The sequence below is a fragment of the Methylophilus sp. TWE2 genome (assembly GCF_001183865.1).
Lineage (GTDB): Bacteria > Pseudomonadota > Gammaproteobacteria > Burkholderiales > Methylophilaceae > Methylophilus.
Genome location: NZ_CP012020.1, coordinates 2807883 through 2834333, shown reverse-complemented (window position 1 = coordinate 2834333; position 26451 = coordinate 2807883). Strand labels below are relative to the sequence as shown.

At 50.3% G+C, this 26451-nt stretch carries 26 protein-coding genes; 12 read left to right on the top strand and 14 right to left on the bottom strand.

From position 1 onward, the window contains the following. Positions 1-244 precede the first annotated feature (244 nt). From rplM to erpA, 6 genes are all read left to right on the top strand, one after another. Positions 245-673: a 50S ribosomal protein L13 gene (gene rplM / locus ACJ67_RS13390; protein ID WP_049639497.1), complete on the top strand. Its 429-nt coding sequence runs from the start codon at positions 245-247 to the stop codon at positions 671-673. A 22-nt stretch (positions 674-695) separates the two neighbouring features. Further along, positions 696-1088, top strand: a complete 393-nt coding sequence (rpsI, locus tag ACJ67_RS13385) for a 30S ribosomal protein S9 (protein ID WP_049639496.1) — start codon at positions 696-698, stop codon at positions 1086-1088. A 119-nt stretch (positions 1089-1207) separates the two neighbouring features. Continuing rightward, on the top strand, positions 1208-2254 hold the full coding sequence (gene argC, locus ACJ67_RS13380) for an N-acetyl-gamma-glutamyl-phosphate reductase (RefSeq protein WP_049639495.1): 1047 nt from the start codon (positions 1208-1210) through the stop codon (positions 2252-2254). Further along, positions 2254-2616, top strand: coding sequence for a hypothetical protein (locus ACJ67_RS13375; protein ID WP_049639494.1), 363 nt, complete (start codon positions 2254-2256; stop codon positions 2614-2616). The genes argC and ACJ67_RS13375 overlap by 1 nt, the downstream gene beginning before the upstream one ends. Positions 2617-2684: 68 nt before the next feature. Next, positions 2685-3080 carry a polymer-forming cytoskeletal protein gene (locus tag ACJ67_RS13370; RefSeq protein ID WP_018987543.1) on the top strand — a complete coding sequence of 132 codons (396 nt, stop codon included), beginning with the start codon at positions 2685-2687 and terminating at the stop codon, positions 3078-3080. A 52-nt stretch (positions 3081-3132) separates the two neighbouring features. Then, positions 3133-3489 (top strand): iron-sulfur cluster insertion protein ErpA, encoded by a 357-nt coding sequence (erpA, locus tag ACJ67_RS13365; RefSeq protein WP_018987542.1) that lies wholly within the window; start codon positions 3133-3135, stop codon positions 3487-3489. A gap of 25 nt (positions 3490-3514) precedes the next feature. Here erpA and ACJ67_RS13360 read toward each other — a convergent pair whose 3' ends face one another. The 6 genes from ACJ67_RS13360 to ACJ67_RS13340 are packed head-to-tail and all read right to left on the bottom strand — an operon-like array spanning position 3515 to position 10044. Beyond that, positions 3515-5125, bottom strand: a complete 1611-nt coding sequence (locus ACJ67_RS13360; protein ID WP_049639493.1) for an FAD-dependent oxidoreductase — start codon at positions 5123-5125, stop codon at positions 3515-3517. Positions 5126-5128: 3 nt separating this feature from the next. Next, positions 5129-6697 carry a polyamine aminopropyltransferase gene (locus ACJ67_RS13355; RefSeq protein WP_082164057.1) on the bottom strand — a complete coding sequence of 523 codons (1569 nt, stop codon included), beginning with the start codon at positions 6695-6697 and terminating at the stop codon, positions 5129-5131. After that, positions 6690-6905: a DUF350 domain-containing protein gene (locus ACJ67_RS13350; protein WP_049639492.1), complete on the bottom strand. Its 216-nt coding sequence runs from the start codon at positions 6903-6905 to the stop codon at positions 6690-6692. The genes ACJ67_RS13355 and ACJ67_RS13350 overlap by 8 nt, the downstream gene beginning before the upstream one ends. A 15-nt stretch (positions 6906-6920) precedes the next feature. After that, positions 6921-7064: a hypothetical protein gene (locus ACJ67_RS14885; RefSeq protein WP_156171694.1), complete on the bottom strand. Its 144-nt coding sequence runs from the start codon at positions 7062-7064 to the stop codon at positions 6921-6923. Positions 7065-7077: 13 nt separating this feature from the next. Then, positions 7078-9033: a DUF4178 domain-containing protein gene (locus ACJ67_RS13345; RefSeq protein ID WP_156171693.1), complete on the bottom strand. Its 1956-nt coding sequence runs from the start codon at positions 9031-9033 to the stop codon at positions 7078-7080. Between the two features lie 12 nt (positions 9034-9045). Next, positions 9046-10044: an SPFH domain-containing protein gene (locus ACJ67_RS13340; protein WP_049639490.1), complete on the bottom strand. Its 999-nt coding sequence runs from the start codon at positions 10042-10044 to the stop codon at positions 9046-9048. A 125-nt stretch (positions 10045-10169) separates the two neighbouring features. Between ACJ67_RS13340 and speD the strand changes: the two genes are divergently transcribed. Next, positions 10170-10541, top strand: a complete 372-nt coding sequence (gene speD, locus ACJ67_RS13335) for an adenosylmethionine decarboxylase (protein WP_049639489.1) — start codon at positions 10170-10172, stop codon at positions 10539-10541. Positions 10542-10594: 53 nt separating this feature from the next. Here the strand turns inward: speD and gltA are convergent, their stop codons facing one another. Then, the gene (gene gltA / locus ACJ67_RS13330) at positions 10595-11884 is read right to left on the bottom strand and encodes a citrate synthase (protein WP_049639488.1); all 1290 of its coding nucleotides are present in this window, start codon (positions 11882-11884) and stop codon (positions 10595-10597) included. Between the two features lie 163 nt (positions 11885-12047). Then, the gene (locus ACJ67_RS13325; protein ID WP_049639957.1) at positions 12048-13175 is read right to left on the bottom strand and encodes an anhydro-N-acetylmuramic acid kinase; all 1128 of its coding nucleotides are present in this window, start codon (positions 13173-13175) and stop codon (positions 12048-12050) included. 115 nt (positions 13176-13290) lie between these two features. Between ACJ67_RS13325 and tyrS the strand changes: the two genes are divergently transcribed. Continuing rightward, positions 13291-14526, top strand: coding sequence for a tyrosine--tRNA ligase (gene tyrS, locus ACJ67_RS13320; RefSeq protein WP_049639487.1), 1236 nt, complete (start codon positions 13291-13293; stop codon positions 14524-14526). A gap of 45 nt (positions 14527-14571) precedes the next feature. Here the strand turns inward: tyrS and ACJ67_RS13315 are convergent, their stop codons facing one another. Genes ACJ67_RS13315 through ACJ67_RS13295 form a run of 5 tightly spaced genes read right to left on the bottom strand, consistent with a single transcriptional unit; the run spans position 14572 to position 19099 of the window. Next, positions 14572-16122 (bottom strand): RNA polymerase factor sigma-54, encoded by a 1551-nt coding sequence (locus ACJ67_RS13315; RefSeq protein WP_049639486.1) that lies wholly within the window; start codon positions 16120-16122, stop codon positions 14572-14574. Positions 16123-16128: 6 nt separating this feature from the next. Continuing rightward, positions 16129-16875 (bottom strand): LPS export ABC transporter ATP-binding protein, encoded by a 747-nt coding sequence (gene lptB / locus ACJ67_RS13310; protein ID WP_049639485.1) that lies wholly within the window; start codon positions 16873-16875, stop codon positions 16129-16131. A gap of 11 nt (positions 16876-16886) precedes the next feature. Then, complete coding sequence (gene lptA, locus ACJ67_RS13305) at positions 16887-17543, bottom strand: lipopolysaccharide transport periplasmic protein LptA (RefSeq protein ID WP_049639484.1); 657 nt, start codon at positions 17541-17543, stop codon at positions 16887-16889. A gap of 15 nt (positions 17544-17558) precedes the next feature. Then, entirely contained in the window at positions 17559-18212 is a 654-nt protein-coding gene (lptC, locus tag ACJ67_RS13300; protein ID WP_049639483.1) for an LPS export ABC transporter periplasmic protein LptC, read from the bottom strand. 26 nt (positions 18213-18238) lie between these two features. Then, complete coding sequence (locus ACJ67_RS13295; RefSeq protein WP_369799113.1) at positions 18239-19099, bottom strand: KpsF/GutQ family sugar-phosphate isomerase; 861 nt, start codon at positions 19097-19099, stop codon at positions 18239-18241. A 363-nt stretch (positions 19100-19462) separates the two neighbouring features. Between ACJ67_RS13295 and ACJ67_RS13290 the strand changes: the two genes are divergently transcribed. Further along, complete coding sequence (locus ACJ67_RS13290) at positions 19463-21439, top strand: cation:proton antiporter (RefSeq protein ID WP_049639481.1); 1977 nt, start codon at positions 19463-19465, stop codon at positions 21437-21439. A gap of 66 nt (positions 21440-21505) precedes the next feature. After that, on the top strand, positions 21506-22516 hold the full coding sequence (locus ACJ67_RS13285) for an FAD-binding oxidoreductase (protein ID WP_049639480.1): 1011 nt from the start codon (positions 21506-21508) through the stop codon (positions 22514-22516). Positions 22517-23331: 815 nt separating this feature from the next. Here ACJ67_RS13285 and moaC read toward each other — a convergent pair. Then, positions 23332-23823 (bottom strand): cyclic pyranopterin monophosphate synthase MoaC, encoded by a 492-nt coding sequence (gene moaC / locus ACJ67_RS13280; protein WP_049639479.1) that lies wholly within the window; start codon positions 23821-23823, stop codon positions 23332-23334. Between the two features lie 160 nt (positions 23824-23983). Between moaC and ACJ67_RS13275 the strand changes: the two genes are divergently transcribed. Next, on the top strand, positions 23984-25498 hold the full coding sequence (locus tag ACJ67_RS13275; RefSeq protein ID WP_231587188.1) for a M48 family metalloprotease: 1515 nt from the start codon (positions 23984-23986) through the stop codon (positions 25496-25498). Next, positions 25482-26321, top strand: a complete 840-nt coding sequence (soxZ, locus tag ACJ67_RS13270) for a thiosulfate oxidation carrier complex protein SoxZ (RefSeq protein ID WP_231587187.1) — start codon at positions 25482-25484, stop codon at positions 26319-26321. The genes ACJ67_RS13275 and soxZ overlap by 17 nt, the downstream gene beginning before the upstream one ends. Positions 26322-26451: the final 130 nt, after the last annotated feature.

The window sequence follows — 26451 nt, the reverse complement described above, 5'->3', positions numbered from 1 at the left end:
ACTGGTTTGCAACTATCCTCAAAAAAACATTCAATATTTGCTGTAAAAGCATGTTTTATTTGAGTTATTTAAAAAATTGATGGCAAAAATGCCACAAAACTGCGTCATTTTTCTAGCGCCCTACCAAGGGGGCGGATCTTCTAATGAGCATTTGATTATTTTAGAATAATCCGTTGACAACCTTTCTCAAGCTGGCATATAATCCGCCCTCTTAATTTATACGCTATAACTCGGTAGTTATAAAATGAAAACTTTTTCAGCAAAATCGCATGAAGTACAACGTGACTGGTTCGTGATTGACGCCACAGACTTGGTATTAGGTCGTTTGGCAAGCGCAATCGCTCATCGCCTGCGTGGTAAGCACAAAGCTATTTACACACCACACGTGGATACAGGCGACTACATCATCGTAGTCAATGCGGACAAAATTAAAGTAACCGGTAACAAGGCTGGCGATAAACTGTACCACCGTCACTCCGGTTATCCAGGCGGTATCACAACCACTTCATTCTCTAAAATGCAAGACCGTTTTCCTGGCCGTGCGTTGGAAAAAGCGGTCAAAGGCATGTTGCCAAAAGGTCCTTTGGGCTATGCCATGATCAAGAAAATGAAAGTGTATGCTGGCGACAAGCACGAGCACGTTGCACAGCAACCACAAACATTAACCATCTAATTCAAGACGATTAGGATAAAACATGATCGGTAAATACAACTACGGCACAGGCCGCCGCAAGAGTTCAGTGGCACGTGTGTTCATTAAGTCGGGTAGTGGCAATATCGTTGTTAACGACAAGCCTGCTGACGTTTACTTCTCACGCGAAACTTCTCGCATGATTTTGCGTCAGCCACTGGAATTGACTAATAACACTGCTAGCTTTGACATCTTGGTCAATGTGCACGGTGGTGGTGAATCCGGTCAAGCAGGTGCTGTGCGTCACGGCATTACCCGTGCTTTGATTGACTACGATGCAGCTTTGAAGAGCGCATTGTCTCACGCTGGTTTCGTGACACGTGATGCACGTGAAGTTGAACGTAAAAAGGTCGGCCTGCGCAAAGCGCGTCGTCGCAAACAGTTCTCCAAACGTTAATTTTCCAACGTTTGTTACAAACCTGTTGTGCAAAAAGGTCGCATTGGCGGCCTTTTTCATTTATATTGTTTAACTTTTTATGCGGTGGTCTTCATTGATCTTGCATCTGGTTTAGGGTTATGGAAAAAATCAAGGTTGGCATTGTAGGTGGCACGGGCTATACCGGCGTTGAGTTGCTGCGTCTGCTGGCACGGCACCCCAATGTGCAATTGCAAGTGATTACTTCTCGTGGCGAGGCTGGGTTGCCGGTGTCAGATATGTTTCCCAGTTTGCGTGGCGTGGTGGATCTCGCTTTCAGCGATCCTGCCACTGTAGACCTGACGCAATGTGATGTGGTGTTTTTTGCGACCCCGCATGGCGTGGCTATGGCACAGGCCCCTGCGCTGGTGGCTGCGGGCGTCAAAGTCATTGATCTGGCCGCAGATTTCCGCCTGCAGGATGCAGCCGAATTTGAGAAGTGGTACAAACTGCCACATGGCTGCACAGATATCTTGAAGAATGCGGTATACGGCTTGCCTGAGTTATATGCCACGAATGTACAGCAGGCCCAGGTGATTGGTAACCCTGGCTGCTATCCGACCACCGTGTTGCTGGGCCTGGCACCATTGCTGGAAAATGGCTGGATTGATTTCTCCGTGCCCATCATTGCCGATGCCAAGTCTGGTGTGTCCGGCGCGGGCAGGAAGGCCGAAGTAGGGACTTTGTTTTCCGAAGCAAGTGATAACCTCAAGGCGTATGGCGTTGCCGGTCACAGGCACCATCCGGAAATCCTGGCCCAGTTAAAGAAACTGTCAGGTAATCAAGAGGTCAGCCTGATATTCGTGCCGCACCTGATTCCTATGATTCGCGGCATGCTGACCACTCTGCACGTGAAGCTTAATGCACAAGGCAAGCAGCAGAGTTTGCAGCAAGTCTATGAGCAGCGTTACCAGGCATCAAGCTTTGTGGATGTGATGCCTGCTGGTGCGCTGCCTGAAACACGCTCGGTACGTGGTTCCAACTTCTTGCGAATCGCACTATACCCACAGGCAGACGATTATGTCACAATCATTGTTGTGCAGGACAATCTGGTTAAAGGCGCATCCGGCCAGGCCGTGCAGAATATGAATTTGATGTTTAACCTGGCGCAAGACGCCGGTTTGCAAGTGTTGCCGTTGTTGCCGTAATGATCAGGCCGATACGCAGACGACTCAGAAATCACTTTGGCCTGACTGCCAAACAGGTGGCGGTGCGCTCGCATAGGCCATGGTATTTTCAGAGCATGCTGGCGGTCATTTATGTGCTTGTGGGCTTCGCGTTGGCTTATTGGGCGTTACATGATGATGACACTGAAAACGTGCGTCATCGCCTACAACAAGTGACTGCAGAAAATATTGAATTGCAAAAAAAACTGATTGCGTCACAGCGTGAATTGCAAGTCGAGCTGGCGACCAGTAATAATCTGGCTAAAACATTAACCGCACAGCAGGACGAAACCATTAAACTGAAGGAAGAGTTGGTCTTTTACAAGAACATGACCAAGCGTTAGCAGGGGGCATGATATGACTGCTCGAGAATACGCAAAGCCATTGAAGTTAATTCGGAACAGGAAGTCGCATGTTTTTCAAAAAAAGCGTTCAAATCGATAGCCACATTGATACCTTGATCGGGCATGAAACACAGATCAATGGCAATATGCAATTTGCCGGTGGTTTAAGGGTGGATGGTTTGATTGCTGGGAATGTCATCGAAAAACGCGAGCACCCCAGTACCTTGATTATCAGCGAAAACGGTGCTGTGACTGGGGCAGTGGAGGCTTCCAAAATTGTCTTGAACGGCATGATACGTGGTCCGGTCAGATCCTCAGTCTTTATTGAGCTACAGAGTAAGGCGAGGATTGTGGGTGACTTGTACTACAAGTCACTGGAAATGCATACGGGTGCAGTGATTGAAGGAAAATTGATTTACTTGGGGGAGCAGCCAGAAGTTGTTACTCCAGAAGAAGCGACTTGAAATTAAAGAGATCGTCGCCATATTGTTATTGAGAATTTGATAGGAGTCTATGATGACCGCAGAAGCCACCCTTGAAATGCCTAGTCCTTTGGTATTTACTGATAATGCCGCTAAAAAGGTCAAAGAACTGATTGATGAAGAAGGCAGCCCTGATTTGAAATTACGCGTATTTGTCAGCGGAGGTGGTTGCTCCGGCTTTCAGTATGGGTTTACCTTTGAAGAAGAAGTGAACGACGATGACACGCAAGTAGATAAAGATGGCGTGACGCTATTGATTGACCCGATGAGCCTGCAATACCTCATGGGCGCTGAAATCGACTACACCGATAGTTTGCAAGGCTCACAGTTTGTGATTCGCAACCCGAATGCAACAACCACTTGCGGCTGCGGTAGCTCGTTCTCCGTTTGACTCACCGATACCCAAAAAGCCGAGCTCACCTCGGCTTTTTCATTTTAGTACGCTGATATAAACAACTGCTGGCTGCCCGCACCCCTTGTGCAAAGGCTTCTTCAAAAATTGAAATACCAGCTGCATCGGTGTGTGCAATATGCAATCTATCGTGCTGTTGGTTTAGCCGCAGGCGATGATGATCTGTTAAAAAACCAGGTTTGGGGAATGTCATCGCATGGCCCCACCGCCAGATGTCCATGCGTGTGATTGCCTCTTCAAGCATGGGGTGGGCGGTTTGTAGGTCGCGTGTAATGCTTTGCTGCAAACTTTGCCAGGACTCCGAGTACAGTTCTCTGCGTGCACGAACTGAATCTGCCTGAGCCAGTGCGTGATAGTAGGTAATTACTGATTCGCTTGGTTGTTGTAGCGTTTGGTGGTTGGCAACCACATAACCCAATCCAGGGTGGTCATAAATGACATTGTCCCAGGCCGCAGGAAGATTACCCTGCAGGATAGACGCATCAGAAAGACTGATATTCGCAACTAACCATGGTGCATGCAAGACATTAGCAGCGGATTGTGTCAGATCCGAGTGTTGGCGTAACACAAAAGGCAGAACATGAGCGGGTGCGGCGTAAATGACATGGTCTGCTTGCCAGCGGGTAGTCTGTCGGCTGTTTAGATCTTGAGCGTCCACTGTGATGCCGTGTTTTTCTTGACTGATGGCATGTACCAGTTGCCGTGATTGGATTTGGGCCAACGATTTGCTTGCCAGTTGCTCGGCCAACCAAGCGTTGCCTTGTGGCCAGGTCAGTACTTGATCCAATTCAGCGTTTGCGGCTTCGCCGCGGCGTGCAGCAAAATAATGGATACCGGCCCAAGCCGAAATCTGGCTGGCCGGCATCCCGTAGTCATCTCTACAAGCGTAATTGACGTACCAGTGAAGCGCTTGCCCTTGCCAGCCTTGCTGGTAGAGGTAATCTGTCATGCTTAACCGGTCCAGCGCCAACCATTGCGGATCCTGTGATGATTCTATTAGAGGAATGCTGAAAGCCGGTTTGCCATCCTTTCCCCGTGCCAGACGAAATGTGTGCATCTGTTGTTCAAACGCTTCTATTTCGGTCAGTTCGTTTTTGCTCAAGCCATGGTGTGGACGCAGACCCTCTTGCCATTGGCCATGGATAAACAGCCGCTCTTGCGGTGCAAAACACAAATAACGCTCGTGATAAGTCGGTTTGTGTGTGTGATGCCCGCTGACAATTGCCCCTGTTTCAGCCAAGAACTGCTTGAGCATATGATTTTCATGGTTGGGGATGGGCAAATAGTGCGCTCCCCAGGGGTAGGCGCTGATGCGGTTATGCCCACTACGCGCATTGCCACCTGTATTGTCCTCCAGTTCTAGCAAGACAAAATCATGCATGCCCTGACTCTGCAGGTACCAAGCGGCGCTCAACCCGCTGATCCCGCCACCAACGATGACTACCCGGTTACGACGTGTCTGGGAGTAGGGCGGGAACTCGCCTTTGGTCAGAGCATGTCCGGCCACATGGTCTGGGCCTAATAGCTGCCCGCCAAACGCTTGATTGTTCCTTGACTGGCATTGCATGAGCAATGGGCTGGCAGCCAGGCTGAGCAAGAATGTCCGTCTATCCATGGCTTAGGGGCCCTGATGATTCCATTCGCGCTCGTAGTAATGCACGAGGTGCTGGTTGTTCAAGCGGTTGATCTCGGCAGGAACGGCTTGCATATCAGGTGGAAAGTAAAATAGACTGGGCAGCGTCTGGGCTTGAATAAACTTCAAGCCACTGATTTCAATCCGGGCGGGTGGCTGATAGGACTGGTGACTAGCAATCACATAACCCCACTCGCCAAATGACGGGACTAGCGTGTGGTAAGGCGTGGTATGCAATCCGGCACTCGCAATGGTGTTAACGATGCACCAGAACGACTGTCTGGCATAGAGCGGTGAGGTTGATTGAATCACTGCCAGCCCGTGTTGCGAAAGATGGGCGGCAATCAGCTGGTAAAAGCTGGTCGTGTAGAGTTTGCCCAGCGCAAAATTGGTCGGGTCAGGAAAGTCGACGACGATGAAATCATAAAAACCGGATTGCTGGTCCAACCAGACAAATGCATCTGCCGTAATGACTTTAACCTTGGGTGAGTCGAAAGCATGCGCGTTGAGTTGGCTTAATCGCAGGTTATGTTTAAAGGTGTCTGTCATTTCCCGGTCAAGATCGACCAGCGTCACCTGTTCGATGGAGGGGTATTTCAAAATCTCGCGCAAGGCGAGCCCATCTCCACCACCTAGTACCAGCACGTTGCGAGGATGCAAGACGGCACTTAAAGCCGGGTGTATGAGCGCTTCATGGTAACGGTATTCATCCCGGGAGGAAAATTGTAAATTACCGTTTAAAAACAACCGTGTGTCATCACGCCATTGCGTCAGCACCATGCGCTGATAGCGTGTCGATTTTGAAAATACAATGCGGTCTTCAAACAGCATTTCTTCGCTGTAGCGGGTCAGGTGCTCAGCAAAGATCAGGCCAGCGACCAGTGCTGTGCTGGACAGGGCTGCAACGATCAACAATTGACGACGTTGTCGCAATTGCACGCCAAATAACTGGATGGCCCAGACAGCAACGGCGACATTGAGGAGTCCGAACACCAGACTAGTACGCATTAATCCCAGATGGGGAACCAGAAACAATGGAAAAGCCAGTGAGACTGCCAATGCCCCCAGATAATCGAATGTCAGCACTCTGGAAACCAGTTCTTTCAGGGTCAGTGACGCTTCCAGAATGCGCATGACCAGCGGGATCTCCAACCCTACCAGCAGGCCAATCACAAATACCAGTATGTATAAAATAGCATGAAAGGCAAGGCCACCGTTGTAGCCAATCTGGGCAAAGGCTAGAAACAAAATGACTGCGGAAAACCCACCTGTCAGTCCGACCAGCAACTCCAGCTCTATAAATCGATTGACCAGATGTTGATGAATATATTTGGACGCCCATGAACCTGCGCCCATCGCAAAGAGATAGACGCCGATGACCGTGGAAAACTGCGTGACCGAGTCGCCAAGCAGATAACTGGAAACGGTGCCAGCGACTAATTCATATACCAGTCCGCATGACGCGATAATAAACACAGATGCAAACAGCGCTTGCCGTAGCACCTTGTCATGCACGCTCAGTTGATTGGTTGTTGAAGTGCCCGTATCAGCCATGAATGGCGGCGGCAATAATCATGGCGATGCCTATACACATGGCCGCTACAATGATTGCCAGTGCCAGATTATTTTTCTCTACCACTTCCCGCCACAGTTGGTAAGGCGTGATTTTGTCGATGATGACAAAACACAGCCAGAAAATCACTACACCTAGTAATGAAAAAATGACCGAATTTTGCAGATTAGTCAGTAACAGTGTATCCATAATGCTTCCTTTTGTTTACTTATGGTTGGCTTCATGCGAACCGCCGCGGGTGACATGCATGGCATCATCTCTTTGCCAAAAAGGTTCACCGTCATATTGCAGTTTGCAAAAGTAGGCGATTGCCATCATCGCCGTCAATTGATAAATTCTGAGCCACATGGGATGTATCCTGTCAGGTATTATTCATGGGGTGATCGCTTTCAGCCCATCGTTGCTGCTCAAAATGGTGCCTGAAATAGTAAAAGAGCGCTGGGCCAATGAGCAAGAAAACCAGCACAAACCAGAAATTCTGCCAGAGCGGGACATTGGCAATCACACGCAGGTATTGGGTTTTTCTGGCATTGACGCTGCCATAGCTACGCTCACTTTCTGCTTCAACCTGTAATTGGTAACGTCCTGGTGGAACCGCGCTAAAAACCACGTCTGTATGGCTATCGTTCTCGCGCCAGTATTCGCCCCCATCGTAGCCAGAATAATCGCTGATTTCGCGACTACTGCTGTAAGTCAGCCCGTTTTGCAGATTGACCAGGCTGATACTGGAGAACAACCAGCTATTGTCCAGATTGCCATCAATATCAATCACCACATTGCCATGGTTTGAATGGATCTCAAATGGCTCACTTTCCAGATTTGCGCTCTCTGGATTAAGCGTACGATAGTTTGACCAGTCGCTGCTGTCTACAGCGCTGACTTCCATGACCTTGCTAAATACGACTTCCTGACGAGATTCAAATACAAACCAGCATTGCAGTACGATGACTAGGACAACAAAGAGTAGCGTGTTTTTTAGCCAGGCATCGACCGATGGTTCATACGGACAAGGTTGATTGGCAAACACGCCCTTTGGCGGCGTAAGCAGCAGTTTGCCCTCAAAGGCGTCATTGACTTGTTCTGGCTGCAGGTATTCCCCTTGGCTCCAGTTGATTTCTTTACCTTGCAACTCTTTATTGAGTAAATAAGGTGGCGCAATGTAATCTTCCAGAGAGGCGCTATCTTCTACCTTTATCCGCCAGTAAAACTCACCCGCCACCCGGTCAATTTTTGCCTTGTAGTTGGCAAAGTGGCGGTAAGTCTTGCCTTCCAGCATGGCGATGGTGTCCCCTGTGTAGCCTTTACTGATAGACGGGGCCTTGAGGATGGGTTTAAGCAGGTTCCAATGGCCTTGACTACAGACCAGCCAGCGAAAACCATAGCCGGGATGGTGGAGTAGATACTCTTCCCAGTAGTGTAATAAGCCCGAGGCTCTGGTAGAGCGGCGCAGGTAGCCTATCACTGTAAACGTTGCGCGTTCAAAGCGGCCAATGCTCCCGAGTGGAATCGGTAATCGGTTTAATGGTTGCAGCTTGTTGGATTGTTTGAGCAGGATTGCCAGTTTGTCATTGCGGGAGTCCAAGACCGTGGCGCAATGCGGGCAGGTGATGGTCAGCGCTTGCTGTAGCCGGAAGTTCAGGTTCCCGCCGCAGGCCGGGCATTGCAGCTGACGGCTGGAAATCTGAATCGCGCTTTGTTCAAGGTCCCGCAGGTTTTGCAGGTGAAGCGCGGTTAACTCAACTGCCTGTCCCATATAAAGCGTGGGCTTCGCACCATCAAACTCAAGAGAGGCATAGGTTTGTGCAACAGCCAGTTCAACAAAGTGCAAGGTATGACCTACTGGCACTGCAGCTGATAGCTCGCCCTGTCCGGCAATACATTTGGCAGTTTCAACACGGATCACGGACATGCGCTGGCCGTTGACCGGTACGCTTAAATCCGGAACGTAGCGCTCAAGGGGAAGGTCAGGAAGTCCCTCATTGACCTGAAAACTCAGGGAGTAATTGCCTGAAGCCTCAGAGAGCCAGCCGGTCTTGCCATGATCAAATAGCAAATGCCAGCTGTTCCAAAGGCCACTTTCATGTTGAAACTGCAGGCGGCCGATCACGGTAAAGCCATCGCCCAGATAGATACCACTACTGCCAATTTGTAACAAGCTGCGATCTGGCAGCAGTTCGGCCATTTTGCCCAGATTTTCAAGATTAATATCGTTGCGTAGCAACGTGCTCTGGCAATACTCACAGACCATCAACAGCGTCGTGCTGGCACGAAAGTGGACTTTGGCGCCGCAAGCCGGGCACTGACTATACCGTATCACAGCAACAACGCTTTATTTAATTTGACCCAGCAGCTCAGCCTTTTTGGCGTCAAACTCAGCTTGAGTCAACACCCCCTTGCTGACCAAGGTATGCAGCCTCTCTAGTGTTGTAATAATCTCGTCCTGTGTGGCGGTTGGCGTGGCCGCGTTAGCCGGTTGTACCATCGCCTGGGTAATATTTTGTGCCATCACCAGCCCTGCGCCCATGCCCGCGCCTACCCCTGCCATGCCACCTTCATTTTGCGCGGCTAACGGAATCGCATCAGCGACTTGGTATTGGGTATACCGATTCAAATCGCCCACCATATTCATACTGATACGTTTATCCAGCACAGCCTGAAGCTCTTCCGGAAGCGAGATGTTTTCCACTGCAAGATTGTCCAGAGTCAGACCGTAACGCGCAAATAAAGGCGTCATTTGGGCATGCAAGGCTTGCGCCAGCTGGCCCTGGTTGGCGGCCATATCAATAAAAGGGACTTTACTACTGGCAAACAGTTGTGTGAGTTCAGCGATCATCACATTACGTAGTTGACCATCCAACTCTTCGACGGTGTAGACCCCTTGCGTGCCGCACACCTCTTTATAAAACAAAGCCGTATCGCTCAGGCGGTAGCTGTAGATGCCAAAAGCCCGCAATCTGACCATGCCAAACTCTGGATCACGCAGGGTAATCGGATTGGGGGTGCCCCATTTGCGGTCAAGTTGCAAACGATGGCTAAAGAAAATCACATCTGACTTGAATGGGGACTCGAATAGCTTGTCCCAATGCTGCAAATTGGTCAGTAGCGGCAAGTTTTTTGTGTTGAGGGTATGCAAACCAGGACCAAAGCTGTCGGCAATTTGACCTTCGTTCACAAACAATACGCTTTGCGAGTCCCTTACGGTTAACTGGGCGCCGTACTGAATCTCCATATCCATCATGGGGTAACGATAAGCGAGTACACCATGACCCTCTTCCGTCCACTGGATGACATCAACAAATTGTTTTTTTACAAAGTCAAAAATACCCACTCTGGCTCCCTGTTTGTTTTTATTTGACTGGACATGGTTAACGCAAAATTACTATACAATGCGAATCGACCAATTATTGTAAATATACTTCAAAATAGTGATCGTTGTATTGCTTCAGTTCGTTTATGAAAAGATTCGCGCATAGTGGATTACACTTGATGGCCAATTTACATGAGGTGGATCCAGGGTTGACCTTGATGACCCGTGTAGACGACTGTCAGCACTTTTGCCGAAAAGTGGTCAGTGATGCAGGATTGACTATTGTCGGCGAGAGTTTCTATGGCTTTGGTCAGGGGCAGGGTGTGACTGGTGCGCTGGTCCTTGCTGAGTCGCACTTGACGATACACACGTGGCCGGAGTCGCGTTATGTGACTTTGGATGTGTTTGTCTGCAACTATCAAGAGGACAATTCAGATAAGGCGAGCCACGTGTTTGAGGCAGTGATCGCTGCATTCTCTCCGGGGCATGTAGATCGGTTCGAGGTGCAACGAGCATAATCCTAAAATAAAAACGCCGGAGAAATCCGGCGTTTTTATTGTGTGTTGCTATGTTAACGCTGATGCAAAGGAACGAATTCCCGACGTTCAGACCCCACATACAATTGGCGTGGTCGACCAATTTTCTGCTCAGGATCGGCATTCATTTCACACCACTGGGAAATCCAGCCTGCGGTGCGCGCAAGCGCAAAAATGGCGGTGAACATGGAGTTAGGAATCCCCATGGCGCGCATGACGATGCCGCTGTAGAAGTCAACGTTCGGGTACAGTTTGCGTGAGACGAAATATTCATCTTCGAGCGCAATTTTTTCCAGTTCCATCGCCAGTTTGAACATCGGATCATCATGTAGTCCCAGCTCATTGAGCACTTCGTGACAGGTCTTGCGCATGATAGAGGCGCGCGGGTCCATGTTGCGATAAACACGGTGACCGAAACCCATCAGGCGGAAGCTGTCGGTTTTATCTTTGGCGCGATTGATAAATTCACCAATACGGCTGACATCGCCGATTTCTTCCAGCATATTGAGGGTGGCTTCGTTGGCACCACCATGTGATGGGCCCCACAGCGAAGCAATCCCCGCAGCGATACAGGCGAATGGATTGGCACCACTTGAGCCTACCAGTCGCACAGTGGAAGTCGACGCGTTTTGCTCATGGTCTGCGTGCAGAATCAGGATGCGTTCAAACGCGCGGGCCAGAATCGGGTTAGGCACATAATCCTCACAGGGTGTGGCGAACATCATATGCATAAAGTTTTCAGCGTAACCCAAGTCGTTTTTGGGATACATGAATGGTTCGCCGATATTGTATTTGTAGCTCCAGGCGGCGATGGTAGGCACCTTGGCCAACAGGCGCTTGGCGGCAATTTTGCGTGATTCCGGGTCTGTGACATTGTTGTTGTCCGGGTAAAACGCTGCCATGGCGCCCACCACAGCAATCATGACCGCCATCGGGTGCGCATCACGGCGGAAACCTCGGAATACATTGCTCATCTGGTCATGTAACATGGTGTGCTTGCGGACGGTGCCAACAAACTCTTCACGTTGTTGCAGGGTGGGCAATTCCCCATGTAAAAGCAAATGTGAAACTTCCAGAAAGTCACAATTTTCTGCTAGCTGTTCAATCGGGTAACCGCGGTAGTAAAGCAGGCCTTGCTCACCATCAATGAAGGTAATGCCAGAGTTACAGGAGGCGGTAGACATAAACCCGGGGTCGAACGTGAAATAACCGTGTTTTCCCAGGCTGCGGATGTCAATGACATCCGTACCCAGGGTGCCTTTTAATACCGGTAACTCAATCGAGGTGCTGTTGTTGTCAAAGGTAATGGTCGCTTTGGTAGCCATAAGGTACTCTGTTTCAGTCAAGGTTGTATAAATTATACGCAATCGTTTTTGAATATGGGTGTTAGTGCGGGAAATAGCTGGGAAAAGTTAAAAAATCGTCTTGAATCCTGCACCAGTTTAAATCAAACAGTGAGTGCACTTGCACTGCTTTAGTGTGTCAGGCCTATCCGGGGTAAATAGCCCCTAATATGCGTGGCCCTGCCGCACCGGTGACCGCTGGCAGATTCCCCGGCAAGTGATCTATGCAACGTTGCGCCAGCCATGCAAAGGCAACGGCTTCCACCCAGTCTGCATCCACACCCAACACATCGGTGCGCTGTATCGAAAGCCCACACAGCGCTTGTAACCTGTCTATCAAGGCCAGATTATGTGCGCCCCCACCACAAACGTACACTTCTTCTGCGCCGGGACAATATTGCTGCAAGGCCTGCGCAATGGTCACGGCAGTGAGCTCCAGCAAGGTGCGTGCGATATTTTGGGGGGTGTCAGAGTGCATGGCCAGATGTTGCGCTAGCCACGCCTGATTAAATAAGTCACGCCCCGTACTTTTTGGGATGGATTGTGCAAAATAAGGGTCGGATAATAGGGACTGCAGTAGGCTGGGATTGAGTTCCCCTCTCACTGCCCACGCGCCACTGGCATCATAACTGTTGCCGGTATGCTGTAATGTCCAGGCATCCATCAGCAGGTTGCCCGGGCCGGAGTCAAAGCCGGTCACTTTGCCATTCACAGGTAAATCACTGAGGTTAGCAATGCCGCCTATATTGACAATCACGCGGTGTTTATCAGGTGCAGCAAAGATGGCCTGGTGAAATGCGGGGACCAGCGGCGCGCCTTGACCGCCTGCAGCAATGTCGCGGCTACGGAAATCACCTACGACCGTAATCCCGGTCAATTCGGCCAGACGGGCATGGTTGCCCAGCTGCAGGGTATAGGCTTGTCCTGCTGTTAAATCAGGGCAGTGACGTACGGTTTGTCCGTGGCAGCCTATTGCAGTAATTTCGCCGGCTGTCAGGTTGGATGCAGACAATAAGCCATTCACCGCTTGTGCGTAAAGATCAGCCAGGCGGTTGGCGATGATCGCCGCTTGGTGTAATTCATGCTGTGCTGGCGTATGCAAATCAAGCAATGATTGCTTGAGGTCCACCGGATAGGGCGCGAAATATTGTCCTTTTTGCTTCACAAGTTCACCCTGCTGCGAGACGACAACCGCATCTACCCCATCCAGACTGGTGCCGGACATCAGGCCAATAAACAGGCGGGAGGAAGTGGGTAATGCAGGAGGATTCATAGACATAAGTTTAACACTGACGTTGGCTGGCATACAGAAAAGCGCGGGATTACGTTAAAATAGGCGCTTTAACTTGATATCAAAGCGTGCCTCGAGCACGTTGCAGAAAATCCTTATGACAGACGTAACCCAATCCTCAGCCGTCGAAGTTTTAAGTCCGGAAATCGTGCAAGCGCTGGCGATTATCAAGCGCGGGGCAGACGAGCTGCTGATCGAACAAGAGCTGGTGGAAAAACTGAAAACAGGCAAGCCACTTCGCGTGAAGGCAGGTTTTGACCCGACCGCACCAGACTTGCATTTGGGGCATACGGTGCTGATTAACAAATTGCGCCAGTTGCAGGATCTGGGACACCAGATTTTATTCCTGATTGGTGACTTCACGGGCATGATTGGTGACCCCACTGGCAAAAGCGCCACGCGCCCGCCGTTAACGGTTGAGCAGGTGAAGCTCAATGCCGATACCTATGCCGAACAGGTATTTAAAATCCTGGATCCTGCCAAAACCGAGATCGTCTTCAACTCCAAATGGTTAAGCGAACTGGGCGCAGCTGGCATGATCAAGCTGGCAGCCAGCCATACCGTGGCGCGTATGCTGGAGCGTGATGACTTCTCCAAGCGCTTTAAAGGTAATCAGCCGATTGCGATTCATGAGTTCCTGTATCCCTTGTTGCAAGGCTATGACTCGGTTGCCTTGCAAGCGGATTTGGAGTTAGGTGGCACCGACCAGAAATTCAACCTGCTGATGGGACGCGAGTTGCAAAAGCAGGCTGGTCAGTCACAGCAATGTGTCCTCATGATGCCCTTGCTCGAAGGGTTGGATGGCGTTAACAAGATGTCCAAATCACTGGGTAACTATATCGGCATTAGTGAAGCCCCGGAAACGATTTTTGCCAAGATCATGTCCATTTCGGATGAGTTGATGTGGCGTTATATCGATTTGTTGTCCTTCGCCTCATTGGAAAACATTGCACAATGGAAGGCCCAAGTAGCGGCTGGTGAAAATCCACGCAATATCAAGGTGGGGTTTGCACAGGAAGTCGTGGCGCGTTTTCATGGTCAGGCTGCAGCTGAAAAAGCCTTGCAGGATTTTCAGACACGTGCCAAAGGTGGTATCCCAGATGATGTGCCAGAGGTAGAAGTCATTATCGAGACTGACAGTATAGGCATTAGCCAGTTATTGAAGCAGGCGGGGCTGGTAGAAAGCACCAGTGAAGCAATGCGTGCAATACAGCAGGGCGGCGTCAAGCTGGATAGCGTCAAGGTTGAAGACAAGAATCTACCATTGTCTAAAGGTGTGACGGTGGTCGCCCAAGTGGGCAAGCGCAAGTTTGCAAAAATCACGATTAAATAAAGACGCTCGAGCAATAAAAAAAGGCCGCATCTGCGGCCTTTTTGTTTAAAGCGATTTGCGTAAATTGGCGGGCGGAATATTCAAAGACTCACGGTATTTGGCAATGGTACGCCGCGCGACCACAATGCCTTGTTGAGCCAAGGTATCTGTAATCTGGTTATCCGAGAGCGGTTTTTTCGGGTTTTCTTCTGCCACCATTTGTTTGATCAAGGCGCGGATGGCCGTCGCCGAGCAAGAGCCGCCCGCATCAGTTGCCACCGAACTGCCAAAGAAATATTTGAGCTCGTAAACGCCACGCGGTGTGAGCATATATTTATGCGTGGTGACTCGTGAAACAGTGCTTTCATGCAAATCTAGCTCTTCGGCAATTTCACGAAGCACCAATGGCCGCATGGCAATGTCGCCATGCTCAAAGAAGTTGCGCTGACGGTCTACAATCGCTTGCGACACGCGCAGAATGGTGGAGAAGCGCTGCTGGATATTTTTGATCATCCATTTTGCTTCCTGCATCTGGCTTTGCAGATACTGGCCTGAGCTTTCGCGGTTGCGTTTGAGGATGTCAGCATACAGTTGGTTGATACGCAGTTTGGGAATCACGCCATCGTTGAGCGATGCGACCCAGATACCTTTGATTTTTTTGACTACCACATCATGCTGGATAAAGTGGTCGTGACTAAAGGTGGCAAATTCGCTGCCAGGTTTGGGGTTTTGCTGGCGAATGAGTTGTTGCGCTCCTTTCAGTGCGGTTTCATCGCAACTGAGCAGTTTGCGCAATTTGACAAAGTCTTTATTGGCCAGCAGGGCCAAATGATCTTTTGCGAGTGCCATGGCCGTACGTAAATAAGGCGTTTCTGACGGCAAGTGTTGCAGTTGCAATAACAGGCATTCCCGCAAGTCACGGGCTCCGACACCTACCGGGTCCAGGTTCTGTATCAGTTTGAGTGCGGTCTCAAGTTCAAGCAGCTCAACTTCGAGCTCAAGCGGCAGGTGTTCAACAATTTCCTGCAAGTCTTGCTCAAGGTAGCCGTCGTCATTTATGCTGTCGAGCAGCAACTTGACCAGCGTCATGTCACGCTGTGACAGATGCGCCAGTTGAATCTGGTCCAGTAAATGCTCGCGCAGGCTGATATTGCTGGCATCCTGCCGCGAAAAATCACTATCCTCATCATCAAGGTTGTTGCGGCCTGCCTCATCCCAGTTGCTGGTGCTGCCAAACTCTTCGTAATTATCTTCAAATTCGGGAGGGTTGAATTCTTCGCTGAGATTGGCCAGTTCGCCTTCATTGCTGCCAAGTTCATCATGTAAGTCTTCGCGCAGCGTCTCGGCAGGTGCAGTAATTTCTTGCTGGGTGGCCAGGTCAAACGAGTTGGCATCGTCTGCATGGACTGATTCGATAGCTTCGGTAGGGGTTGCTGAATTGTCCTCAAACTCGCCTTCTTCTCCATCGGCCATCTCCAGCAACGGGTTTTCCTGAAGAATGGTTTCCAGCTCCTGGCTGAGCTCCAATGTGGATAACTGTAACAGACGGATAGACTGTTGTAGCTGCGGAGTCAGTGCCAGGTTTTGTGAAATGCGTAATTGCAGGTTTTGCTTCATAACAAATTACAACCTAAAGTTCTTACCCAGGTAAACTTCACGAACACCTTCATTCTGGATGATTTCGTCGGGTGTGCCAGCCGCAAACACGGCGCCTTCATTGACGATATATGCGCGATCGCAAATGTCCAGAGTTTCGCGTACATTATGGTCAGTGATCAAGATGCCAATATTCTGGCTGCTCAGGTAGCGGATGATTTTCTGGATCTCAATCACTGCAATTGGGTCAATCCCGGCAAAGGGCTCGTCTAGCAGGATGAATTTCGGGTCCGTGGCCAGGCATCGCGCGATTTCCACACGACGGCGCTCACCGCCAGACAAGCTCACGGCCTGGCTGTTGCGGATATGCTGGATATGCAGCTGGTCCAGTAATGATTCCAGCCTTGCCTCACGCTCTTCGTCGTTATAGGGACGCGTTTCCAGAATGGACATAATATTGTCGGTGACCGACATTTTACGGAAGATGGAGGCCTCTTGCGGTAAATAAGCGAGTCCCATGCGTGCGCGCTCATGCATGGGCGCGTGGCTGACATCGGCCCCATTCAGGCTGATTTCACCGTCGTCCAGGGCCACAAGTCCGACAATCATGTAAAAGCTGGTGGTTTTACCAGCACCATTGGGGCCCAGCAAACCAATGACTTCGCCACTGTGAAGCTCCAACGTCGTGTTTTTCACTACTGTACGGCCCTGATAGGCTTTTTTTAGGCGACTGACGTGTAAATGATTATGTTCTGATAAAGCGCTTGTCTGCATGGGCCAGGTCTTTACGGTTGCTCTTTCTTAGGTTCGCTGCCAGCATCGCCGGGTACCGGCTCAACTTTGAGTTGCAGTGAACGGTTCATGCGCAGGCCTTGCTGCGAATTGGGTTTGTTATCAATCACTGGCGGGGTGGTTTTGTTTTTCGGCTGGATGGTTGCCTTGACGCGGCTACCTGCGGTGCCATTCGGGTTGGCTTTGGTGCCACCGATCACTTCAGCATATTCAGCATTGGCGTCATAGCTGATGTAGTCGCCAGTCACGATATCTTCACCGCGTTTGACCCAGGCATTGGTATAAAGTTGTACCTTGTCCATGCGGGCGTTGTATTCAATACGCTGGCCACTGCCTTGCATCCACTCATCCTTGCCCGTGCGCTTTTGCTTGAAGGTGGTTGGGTTACCCGTGCAGGTGCTGTGCTGGAATCCATCCTGGTCTTCTCGCACAATCATTTTGTCAGCCTTGATCTGCAAGGTGCCTTGGTTGAGGATGACATTGCCGGTGTAAACACTGATTTTCTTGGCGTCATTCACAGTCACCGTGTCAGCCTCCAGCTCAATAGGCTGGTCACGGTCCGATTCTTCAGCCAATACGCTGGTTGACCAATGTAGTAATGTCCATAAGGCCAAACAGCTGACATAAAATAATGGCTTGTGCGTATTCAACTCATTTCTCCAGAATCAACGACCCTTACGGTTTCCTATTTCTTTCCGATTACCTATTTTTTCGGCAGGTTTTGTCGGGGTTGCAGCTTTGGCTGCGTCAGGTGCACGCTCATAATGCACGTGCACCCGGTTAAATAATTGCGTGGTCTGTGCCTTGTTATCAAAGCGCAGGCCGGTACCGGTAATGACGGTTGCCGGTTTTTGATAAATCTTGACCGGTAAGTCGGTATAAGCGACTTCGGTATCGGGTTCCATGGTTAACTGTTCAGTGTGGAGCTGCATTTCACCCTTTTCGGCGGTGCCTTGACGGATCACTTTCACCTGCTTGTTAAACTCTACCAGTTTACCATTGGCGGAAATCTTTCCACGCTGGCCATAAATTTGTGTGTATGGCTTGTCCAAACCGAACTGGGTGAAACGCGGGCGTTTCAGTTCTGTGTAATCATTGTCCGGAAAGTGACGCATTTCTATCGCGGCCAGCACATATTTGGTATTGCCCGTCGCATTGGTTCGTGTGCTGACAAAGTTATGCAACATATAGTCAGGGTCATGACGGTTCAAGCGGCTAATGCTGAGGCCCTGCTCCTGGACAGTCTGATTGATCCAGAATGTCAGTAGCGCTAAAAACAGCATTAACGCAATTGGCAATAAAATAGGGTGTTTAAGCATGCGTGAATTCCAGGAGACCAGCTGGCCTAAACGACTTTCGCCTTCAGTAAGTCGTGCATATTAAACGCACCTATCAATTGTTGTTGCTCGTCCACTGCCAAAAAACCGTTAATTTTATATTGCTCCATCAGATTAACTGCATCCACTGCCATTTGTTGCGTCCCTAACAAGCGGGGGTGGGTATTCATGACTGAAGTAATGGCAGTCTGGGTATTGCTCTTGCCTTGCATAAACAAGCGGCGTAAATCCCCATCCGTAAAAATGCCGATCGGATGATGCTGGTGATCCACAATAGCAGTAAATCCCATGCCTTTGCTGGAGATTTGCGTAATGGCATCCTGCACTGTGGCTTGTTCGTTCACCCAGGGAACCGCATTACCGGTGCGCATTACATCTTTAATCCTGACCAGTAGTCTACGACCCAGGCTTCCGCCAGGATGTGAGCGTGCAAAGTCCTCTGCAGTGAATGCACGCAAATCAAGTACACAGAGTGCAAGCGCGTCACCTAACGCCAATGCTGCGGTGGTGCTCGCTGTCGGTGCGAGGCCGAGTGGGCAGGCTTCATGGCTGACAGCAGCACTTAAATGCACCTCGGATTCGCGTGACAAGGTAGAGCTTTCGCTACCGGTAATGCTCAGAATGCGGGCACCTATACGACGGATGGCTGGAAGAATGTTGATAATTTCGTCGCTTTCGCCGGAGTTCGACAAGGCAATGACGACATCCTCAGAGGTAATCATGCCCAAGTCACCATGACTGGCCTCGGCCGGATGCATGAAAAAAGCAGGTGTGCCGGTACTCGCCAGTGTGGCAGCAATTTTGCCACCAATATGACCGGACTTTCCCATGCCTGTTACTACCACGCGGCCGCGGCAATCAAGGATCATATGCACTGCTGCTTCAAACGCGCTGCCCAAGCGGTCTGCCAGTTGGCGTATTTCATCGGCTTCGTGTAACAGTATGCCTCGTGCACGTGTCACGATGTCAGCGCTTTTCACAAGGTGGACACCATCGTTTGCTCTGTTCATGGCGGGTTAGTATAACAAGTGAGTCCCTTGGCAAGAAAGCAAAAGGCCATTTTTTTACGGTTTTTTTGTTGCCAGGCACATTTTTTGCATAAAATAGTGTTTTGTGGCAGGATGCATCCACTTGAAACAAGTCTGTTTCAGAATATATCCTTGACTACCTCTATCAATGATTTACAGGCTGGCATGTGTTTGTGGCCTGACATAAGTGCTTAGAACAATTGCATGTTTGATTCCCTGATCCATTTACTATTGCTACTCACCAGTTCGGTATTTGCCGTCGGCCTGTTCCGTATCCTCGGCTTACCTGCCATGCTGGCTTACTTCATGATTGGGATCGTGCTCGGGCCTCATGTCCTGGGGTTGCTGGAAGATGAAGAGAGTGGCCGTCAAGTGGCTGAGTTTGGCATTGTGTTCCTCATGTTCAGTATTGGTCTTGAGTTTAGCCTGCCCAAATTGTATGCCATGCGCAAAACCCTGTTCGGCCTCGGTGGCGGCCAGGTTGTCCTGACGTTGCTGGCCAGTCTGGTGCTAGGCAAGCTGGCTGGCCTCAGCCTGACTTCTGCTTTCATTATTGGTGCTGCTATCACCATGTCTTCTACTGCGATTGTGTCAAAAATCCTGATGGAACGTGTTGATCTCAACTCCCGCCATGGTCGTTTGAGTATCGGTGTGTTGCTGTTCCAGGACCTGGCGGTGATTCCAATTCTGGTGTTGATCCAGACACTGGGATCACACAGCGATAACTGGCTGGATGTACTCGGACTGACCCTGATCAAGTCCTCTGTATTGCTGTTTTTGTTATTCAGGTTCGGTAAAAATGCCCTGAATTTCTGGTTTGAACTGGTTGCCAAGCAACGCTCACGCGAGTTGTTCGTGCTCAATGTGCTGATGGTGACATTGCTGATGGCCGCTGCGACCAATTTTGTGGGCCTGTCTTATGCGCTGGGTGCGTTTGTGGCAGGCATGCTGATCTCGGAGACCAAGTACCGCTATCAGGTGGAGTCAGATATCGCACCGTTCCGAGATATTCTATTAGGCTTGTTCTTTATCAGTGTAGGCATGTTGCTTGATGTGTCAGTGCTGATCGAACACATTGTACTGATCATTTTCTTACTGGTTTTCTTCCTGCTCTTCAAGATAGGTCTGATTGCATTGCTGACCAGAATTTACGGTTTTGAAATGGGTGTGGGCGTACGTACCGGCATCATTCTTGGTCAGGCGGGTGAATTCAGTTTTGTGGTATTGGCGCTCGGTTTGCAAACCAAACTAATTGACGGTGAGGCATTGCAGCTAGTGTTGTCGGTGGCAGTTCTGTCCATGCTGGTGGCCCCATTTATTATCCAATACAACGGGCGTATCGCGCGCGCACTGGTCAAGAGCTATACCCGCAACAGCATCAAAGTGGTCGATCAAATACAGGAGCATAGCCAGGATTTGCGTGACCATGTCATTATTTGCGGTTATGGCCGTAGTGGACAATACCTGGGACGTTTTTTGCGTGAGGAAAATATCCCTTATGTGGCGCTGGATATGGATGCCAGCCGTGTACAGGAAGCGGCTGCTGCTGGGGAAAGCGTGATTTATGGAGATGCTGGCCGACGCTCTGTGCTGGAGGCTGCAGGCTTGGGTCGTGCTAAAGCGGTGATCGTGAGTTATGCCGAAACGCGTGCCACTATGAAAGTATTGCATGTGATTCAAGAGAAAAATCCCAGCCTGCCGGTGATTGTGCGTACGCATGATGATAGTGACATGGACGTGCTGAGGGATGCTGGTGCAGCGGAAGTTGTGCCAGAAATTCTGGAAGGCAGCCTGATGCTCGCCTCGCATGCGTTAGTCACGCTTGGGGTTCCGCTGAACCGTGTGGTCAAGCGTATTCGCATGTTCCGAGAAGAGCGCTACAAGATGTTTAAAGGCTACTTCCGTGGGGTCAGTGATGCGGATACCACCACTGCGGCCTTGCCACAATTACACTCGGTGGAAATGTACAAAAACTTCTATGCACATGGCTTACGCCTCGACCATATCCCGTTTGAAGATTTTGCCGTCGAGGTCAAACAACTGCGCCGCCTCAATATGCCAGAACCAATCGCTCCACGCGGTGATATCGTACTGAATGAAGGAGATATCCTGGTATTACTTGGCAGCAATGCTGCCCTCATCGCCATGGAAGTCTATTTGATTTCTGGCCGTAAACCGTAAGAGAATACGACCTCAGGTTATGGCAGAGTTTTTCTGCCAGGCGCTCAATCCTCTCAGAAAACAGGTATGGCTAACAGATCAGTCATTGTGGTTGGTGGGGGTATCGTCGGATGCCTCACCGCCATGCAATTACGCAAGCAAGGCCACACGGTCACACTGGTAGAACGTAACATCGTCGCGGCCCAAACCTCAGGCGAATCCTCTTGGGCGGGGGCAGGCATTGCCTTCCCACTCTTGCCCTGGTTTTATCAGGATGTGGTCAACGAACTCGCCCTTGCCGGGGCACGTGCTTATCCGGCGGTTAGTGCCGAACTCTTTGCCGAAACCGGCATAGACCCTGAATGTACCCGTAATGGCATGCTGATCCAGCCGCCATTTGATCGCCAGCAAGCCATAGAATGGTGCCAGCGTTTTGGTCTGGAAGTCATACAGCAGGGACAATACCTATTGATTCCAGAAGTGGTGCAAATCCGTAATCCTAGATTACTGCAATCGCTCAAGGCCTGGCTGATCAAATATGGTGTGACGCTACGCGAACAGACGCAGCTCATGCCGCTGCAAGAAGGCGCATCCGCCATCAAGCACTGGCAAACGACCAATGGTGAAAGCCTAGCTGCTGACGCGTTTGTGGTCACTTCTGGTGCCTGGAGTTTTGAGCTGCTCAAGCAAACGGCCCTAAGCCTCGATATCAAGCCCATGCGTGGACAAATGCTGTTATACCAAATGCCACCAGGGTTGCTCCCAAATATTCTGTATCGCGATGGGTTTTATATGTTGCAGCGACGCGATGGGCACTTGCTGGCTGGCAGTAGTTTGGAAGATGTCGGTTTTGATACCGGCGTGACCGAGAGCATGCGGCAAGAAATGCTGAGAAAGGCTGAAACCCTTTTACCTGCGCTGAAAGGGCAGCCGATTATCAAGCACTGGAGCGGGCTGCGGCCGGGGACGCCACATAATATTCCTACAATAGGCCGACACCCAAATATCGAAAACCTGTATTTGAACACAGGGCATTTCCGTTATGGAGTGACCATGGCGCCAGAATGCGCGCGGCGGATTGCAGTGTTGTTGGCTTAAGTCGAGAAGGTTATTCTTTTATTTTCAGGCACTACTCCACCTGTCTCCGTGATTTTGTGGGGTTACGCACTTGTAATGTTGTCATTCCGGCAGAGGCGGGAATCTAGGCGAGGTTAATGCTAACCTTGCTAAAACATCAGAGCGAGTGTTGCACTTGCTACTCAGTATAAATCTTTCTTTGGGAAGTTGTAGGGTGGAAATGTATGCTCACGCGGATGGTTTCTTGTTCTCTGTGATGTTCTTTTTCGCCCCTCGGCGAGTTACTTTTCTTTGCTTGCACAAAGATAAAGTAACCAAAAGAAATGCACCCTAGCTTCCGCTTGTTTCCTGCGTTGCTCATCAAAATAAGCGCTCGCGAAACTCATCCTAGTGGCCTGCACAGGACGCAGGCCACCGCGGGATTCGGACAGCCGCTCGCTTCATCTTATTTTGCCTGCGCTACTCGGCGCGTCAAATAGGGGCCCAAAAAAACCATGAGCGCCGCCTTTTGCGAATTGAAGAAAGGAATAGTTTTTTTCAAAGGTCCAACTTCAGGAGTGTGAGTTTGGCGAGATAAATCCCATCCCATCACGCTGAGTAGCGGAAACGAAGTGGGAGGGTTCGGCCATCGGCTGTTTGAGTTCCGCGGTGGCTTGCGTTCTTTGCAAGCCGCTAGGGCGAGTTTCGATGGCCGCCCACTTTGTTGAGTAACGCAAGGGAGCCGAAGGCCGTGATGGCTGGGTGCCCTCTTCTTTGGTTACTTTCTGTGGGGCAAGCAACAGAAAGTAACTCGCCTAAAGGCGAAATAAATCTGCCGTTAAAATTCGATATTTAATTTAGTCATTTGCCACCCAGTCCCCACTCTTCCCACCATGTTTTCCCAGTACGCGAACACTTTGTATTGTCATACCTCTATCAATCGCTTTACACATATCGTAAATCGTCAGCAGGCCAACCTGCACAGCAGTTAACGCCTCCATTTCCACCCCGGTTTGACCGGTGGTTTCACATTGCACGCGGCAGGTGATACTGTGTTGAGCCTCATCCGCCATAAAACTGACATCTACACGGCTTAGGCTGAGTGGGTGGCAGAGTGGAATCAGGTCGCTGGTTTTTTTGCTGGCCTGGATGGCGGCAATGCGGGCAATGCCCAGCACGTCGCCTTTTTTAGCGTTGCCTTGCAGGATCGTTTGCAAGGTGGCTGATTGCATGGTGATGCGGCCTTCGGCGATAGCGACACGTTTGGTATGGGCTTTGTCGCCGATATCGACCATATGCGCATGGCCTTGGGCATTGAAATGGGTCAGGCCTGAAGTTGGTTTTGTCATAAGGGTAGCTTTAAAAGGATGAACTCAAGCGATTAAGCCGTTATCATAACAAGTTTGGGTCACTGTGTTAGGCCTGTCATCAGGCCACCAATTGCAAACGCTTAACTTCATGGTTTTTAATAAGACTAAACATGCTTATGCATCAGGTGCTCGCTGCGTCATGCGCGGGTTGCTTGTGTGCGGCTTGTTGTTGACGCCCTCACAGGGATTGCTGGCCAATAATGCCACAGGCGTGTTTTCCGGTAAGCCTTACGAGCCGGATTTGGACCTGAACTTGCCAGCTGATTCTTCCAACCAGTTGCCTGAGTTGGGTGACGCCTCGCAAACAGTGTTGTCACTGCGGGATGAGGAAAAAATTGCCAATCAGATACTCAAGCAGGTCGCCACCAGTGAGGATGTGCTGGATGATGCAGAGGTGACCGATTATTTGCGAGCACTGGGCACGCGATTGGGCGAAAGTAGCCCGGACAAACAGCAAAAATTTTACTTTTTTGTGGTGCAGGATAAGAGCATTAACGCGTTTGCCATGCCAGGCGGCGTGATTGGCGTACATACGGGTTTGTTTATGGCGGCCAACAGTGAGTCAGAGCTGGCCAGTGTGCTCGGCCATGAAATCGGCCATGTGACCCAGCACCATTTGGCACGTATGCTGGCGTCGCAAAAATACGATATGTTCAAAAATATTGCGGCCACGGCGCTGGCGCTGTTGATTGCTCGCTCCAATCCGCAGGTGGGGATGGGGGCTATGACTGCCGCCTCGGCGGCGGGGATTCAAAAGCAATTGGATTACACGCGTGAACATGAACGTGAGGCAGACCGGGTCGGCTTGACCATATTGCAGGACGCTGGTTTTGATGTGCGTGCCATGCCAGCCTTTTTCACCACCATGCAACGCGCAACCCGCTTTTCAGATGGCGGTAATATGCCCAGTTATTTGCGCACCCACCCACTCACCAGTGAGCGGATTGCGGATATCGGTAACCGTGTGCAAAACCTGCCTTACAAGCAGATCAATGAGAGTCTGACGTTTTTCCTGATGCGGGCAAAAATACGCGCTTTCCAAGGGGCGCCATCGCAAATGGTGGAAGAGTTCCAAAACAACATTAGTGAAGGCCGTTTTCAGAATGAAATCGCTGAGCATTACGGGTTGGCTTATGCCTTTCTGCGGTCAAATCAGGCTAAAAATGCGCAGGTGGAAGTGGACTGGCTAGTGCAACATGGCATGAATAATCCTTACCTGGTGACGCTTAAAGGATTGACGTTGGCCAAATTGGGTCAGGTGGCACAAGCGCAGACACAATTTGTACAAGGTCTCCAACAATATCCTAAACACCGCATTCTTGCCCAGGGGGAGGCGGAGCTGCTGATTCGCAGCAACCAGTGGCCGCAAGCGGTGACGTTTATTCAAAAGCAACTGGAAGCTTTTCCTGATGACCCCAAACTTTGGGATTGGCTGGCAGCAGCCTACCAGGGGCAAGGCAAACAAATGCTGCGCCACCAGGCACTGGGTGAAAGCTATGTGCGCAAATATGATTTGCCGCGGGCGATCGACCAGTTTGAGATTGCCAGCAAAGCAAAAGATGGTGATTTCTATCTGCAATCCAAGGTAGAAGCGCGGCTGAAAACACTCAGGCAGCAACTCAAGTTGGAGCAAGGCGATGATAAAAATGGATGATGATCTCAGGCCATGGGTGAAACGACGGATGTGGTTAAAGGCTGGCTTGGCGTTTGCAGCCATGCCATTGTGGCTGGTCTCGCGCAAGCTGGAGGCTGCAACCTGGTTTAGGCAAGCCTTTGAGGCCAAGCAAACCGATCAGGTGATGGCGGCGCTCAAAGCGACAGCAGTGCCTGTTTCAGCTGATTTGCAGATCGAAGCACCGCAAAAGGCGGAAAATGGGGCGGTCGTACAAGTCGAACTGACCAGTCATCAGCCAGCAGGCAGTGTGCGTAGTTTGCGCTTGCTGGCGGACGCAAATCCAACCCCGTTGATTGCCAGTTTTGAGTTGGGTAAGCAGGTGCTACCTAAAGTGGTGACACGTGTCAAACTGGCGCAATCAGGCGAAGTGATTGCCTTGCTGCAGCAGGTAAATGGCCAGCTTCAGCAACAGCGCAGGCAGGTGATTGTGCTGGAAGATGGCTGCGCCGGTAGCGAACGTGAAGAACCCTTTGCCACCAGTATGAAAATGCGGGCACGCATATTGGAAGACGGCTCCTTGGGCAAAAACATCACTGAACTAAAGATCATTATTCTGCATCCCATGCGTACTGGCCGTAGTAAAAACGATGATGGTCAGCTGATGCCTGCGCATTTTATGCAGCTCATGCAGGTGGTACTCAACGGGCAGGTGGTTGTTGATGCACAAACCGGCACCGGTATTTCGCGTAACCCTTATTTCACCTTTTACCTCAAAGACGCCAAGGCTGGTGATGTGATTGCGGTAAACTGGCAGGATAATCTGGGCTATGAAGGCCATGGACAGGTGACGGTCTCGGCCTGATTTTAACGGATGGCTTTATTGATTAATAATATTTATCAATAAAATTAAAATAATCAATTTTACATATAATATGTGTATGCTTAAAATGCATCCATTCGCTGTGGAAACACAGCAAATCTTTAATTAACCC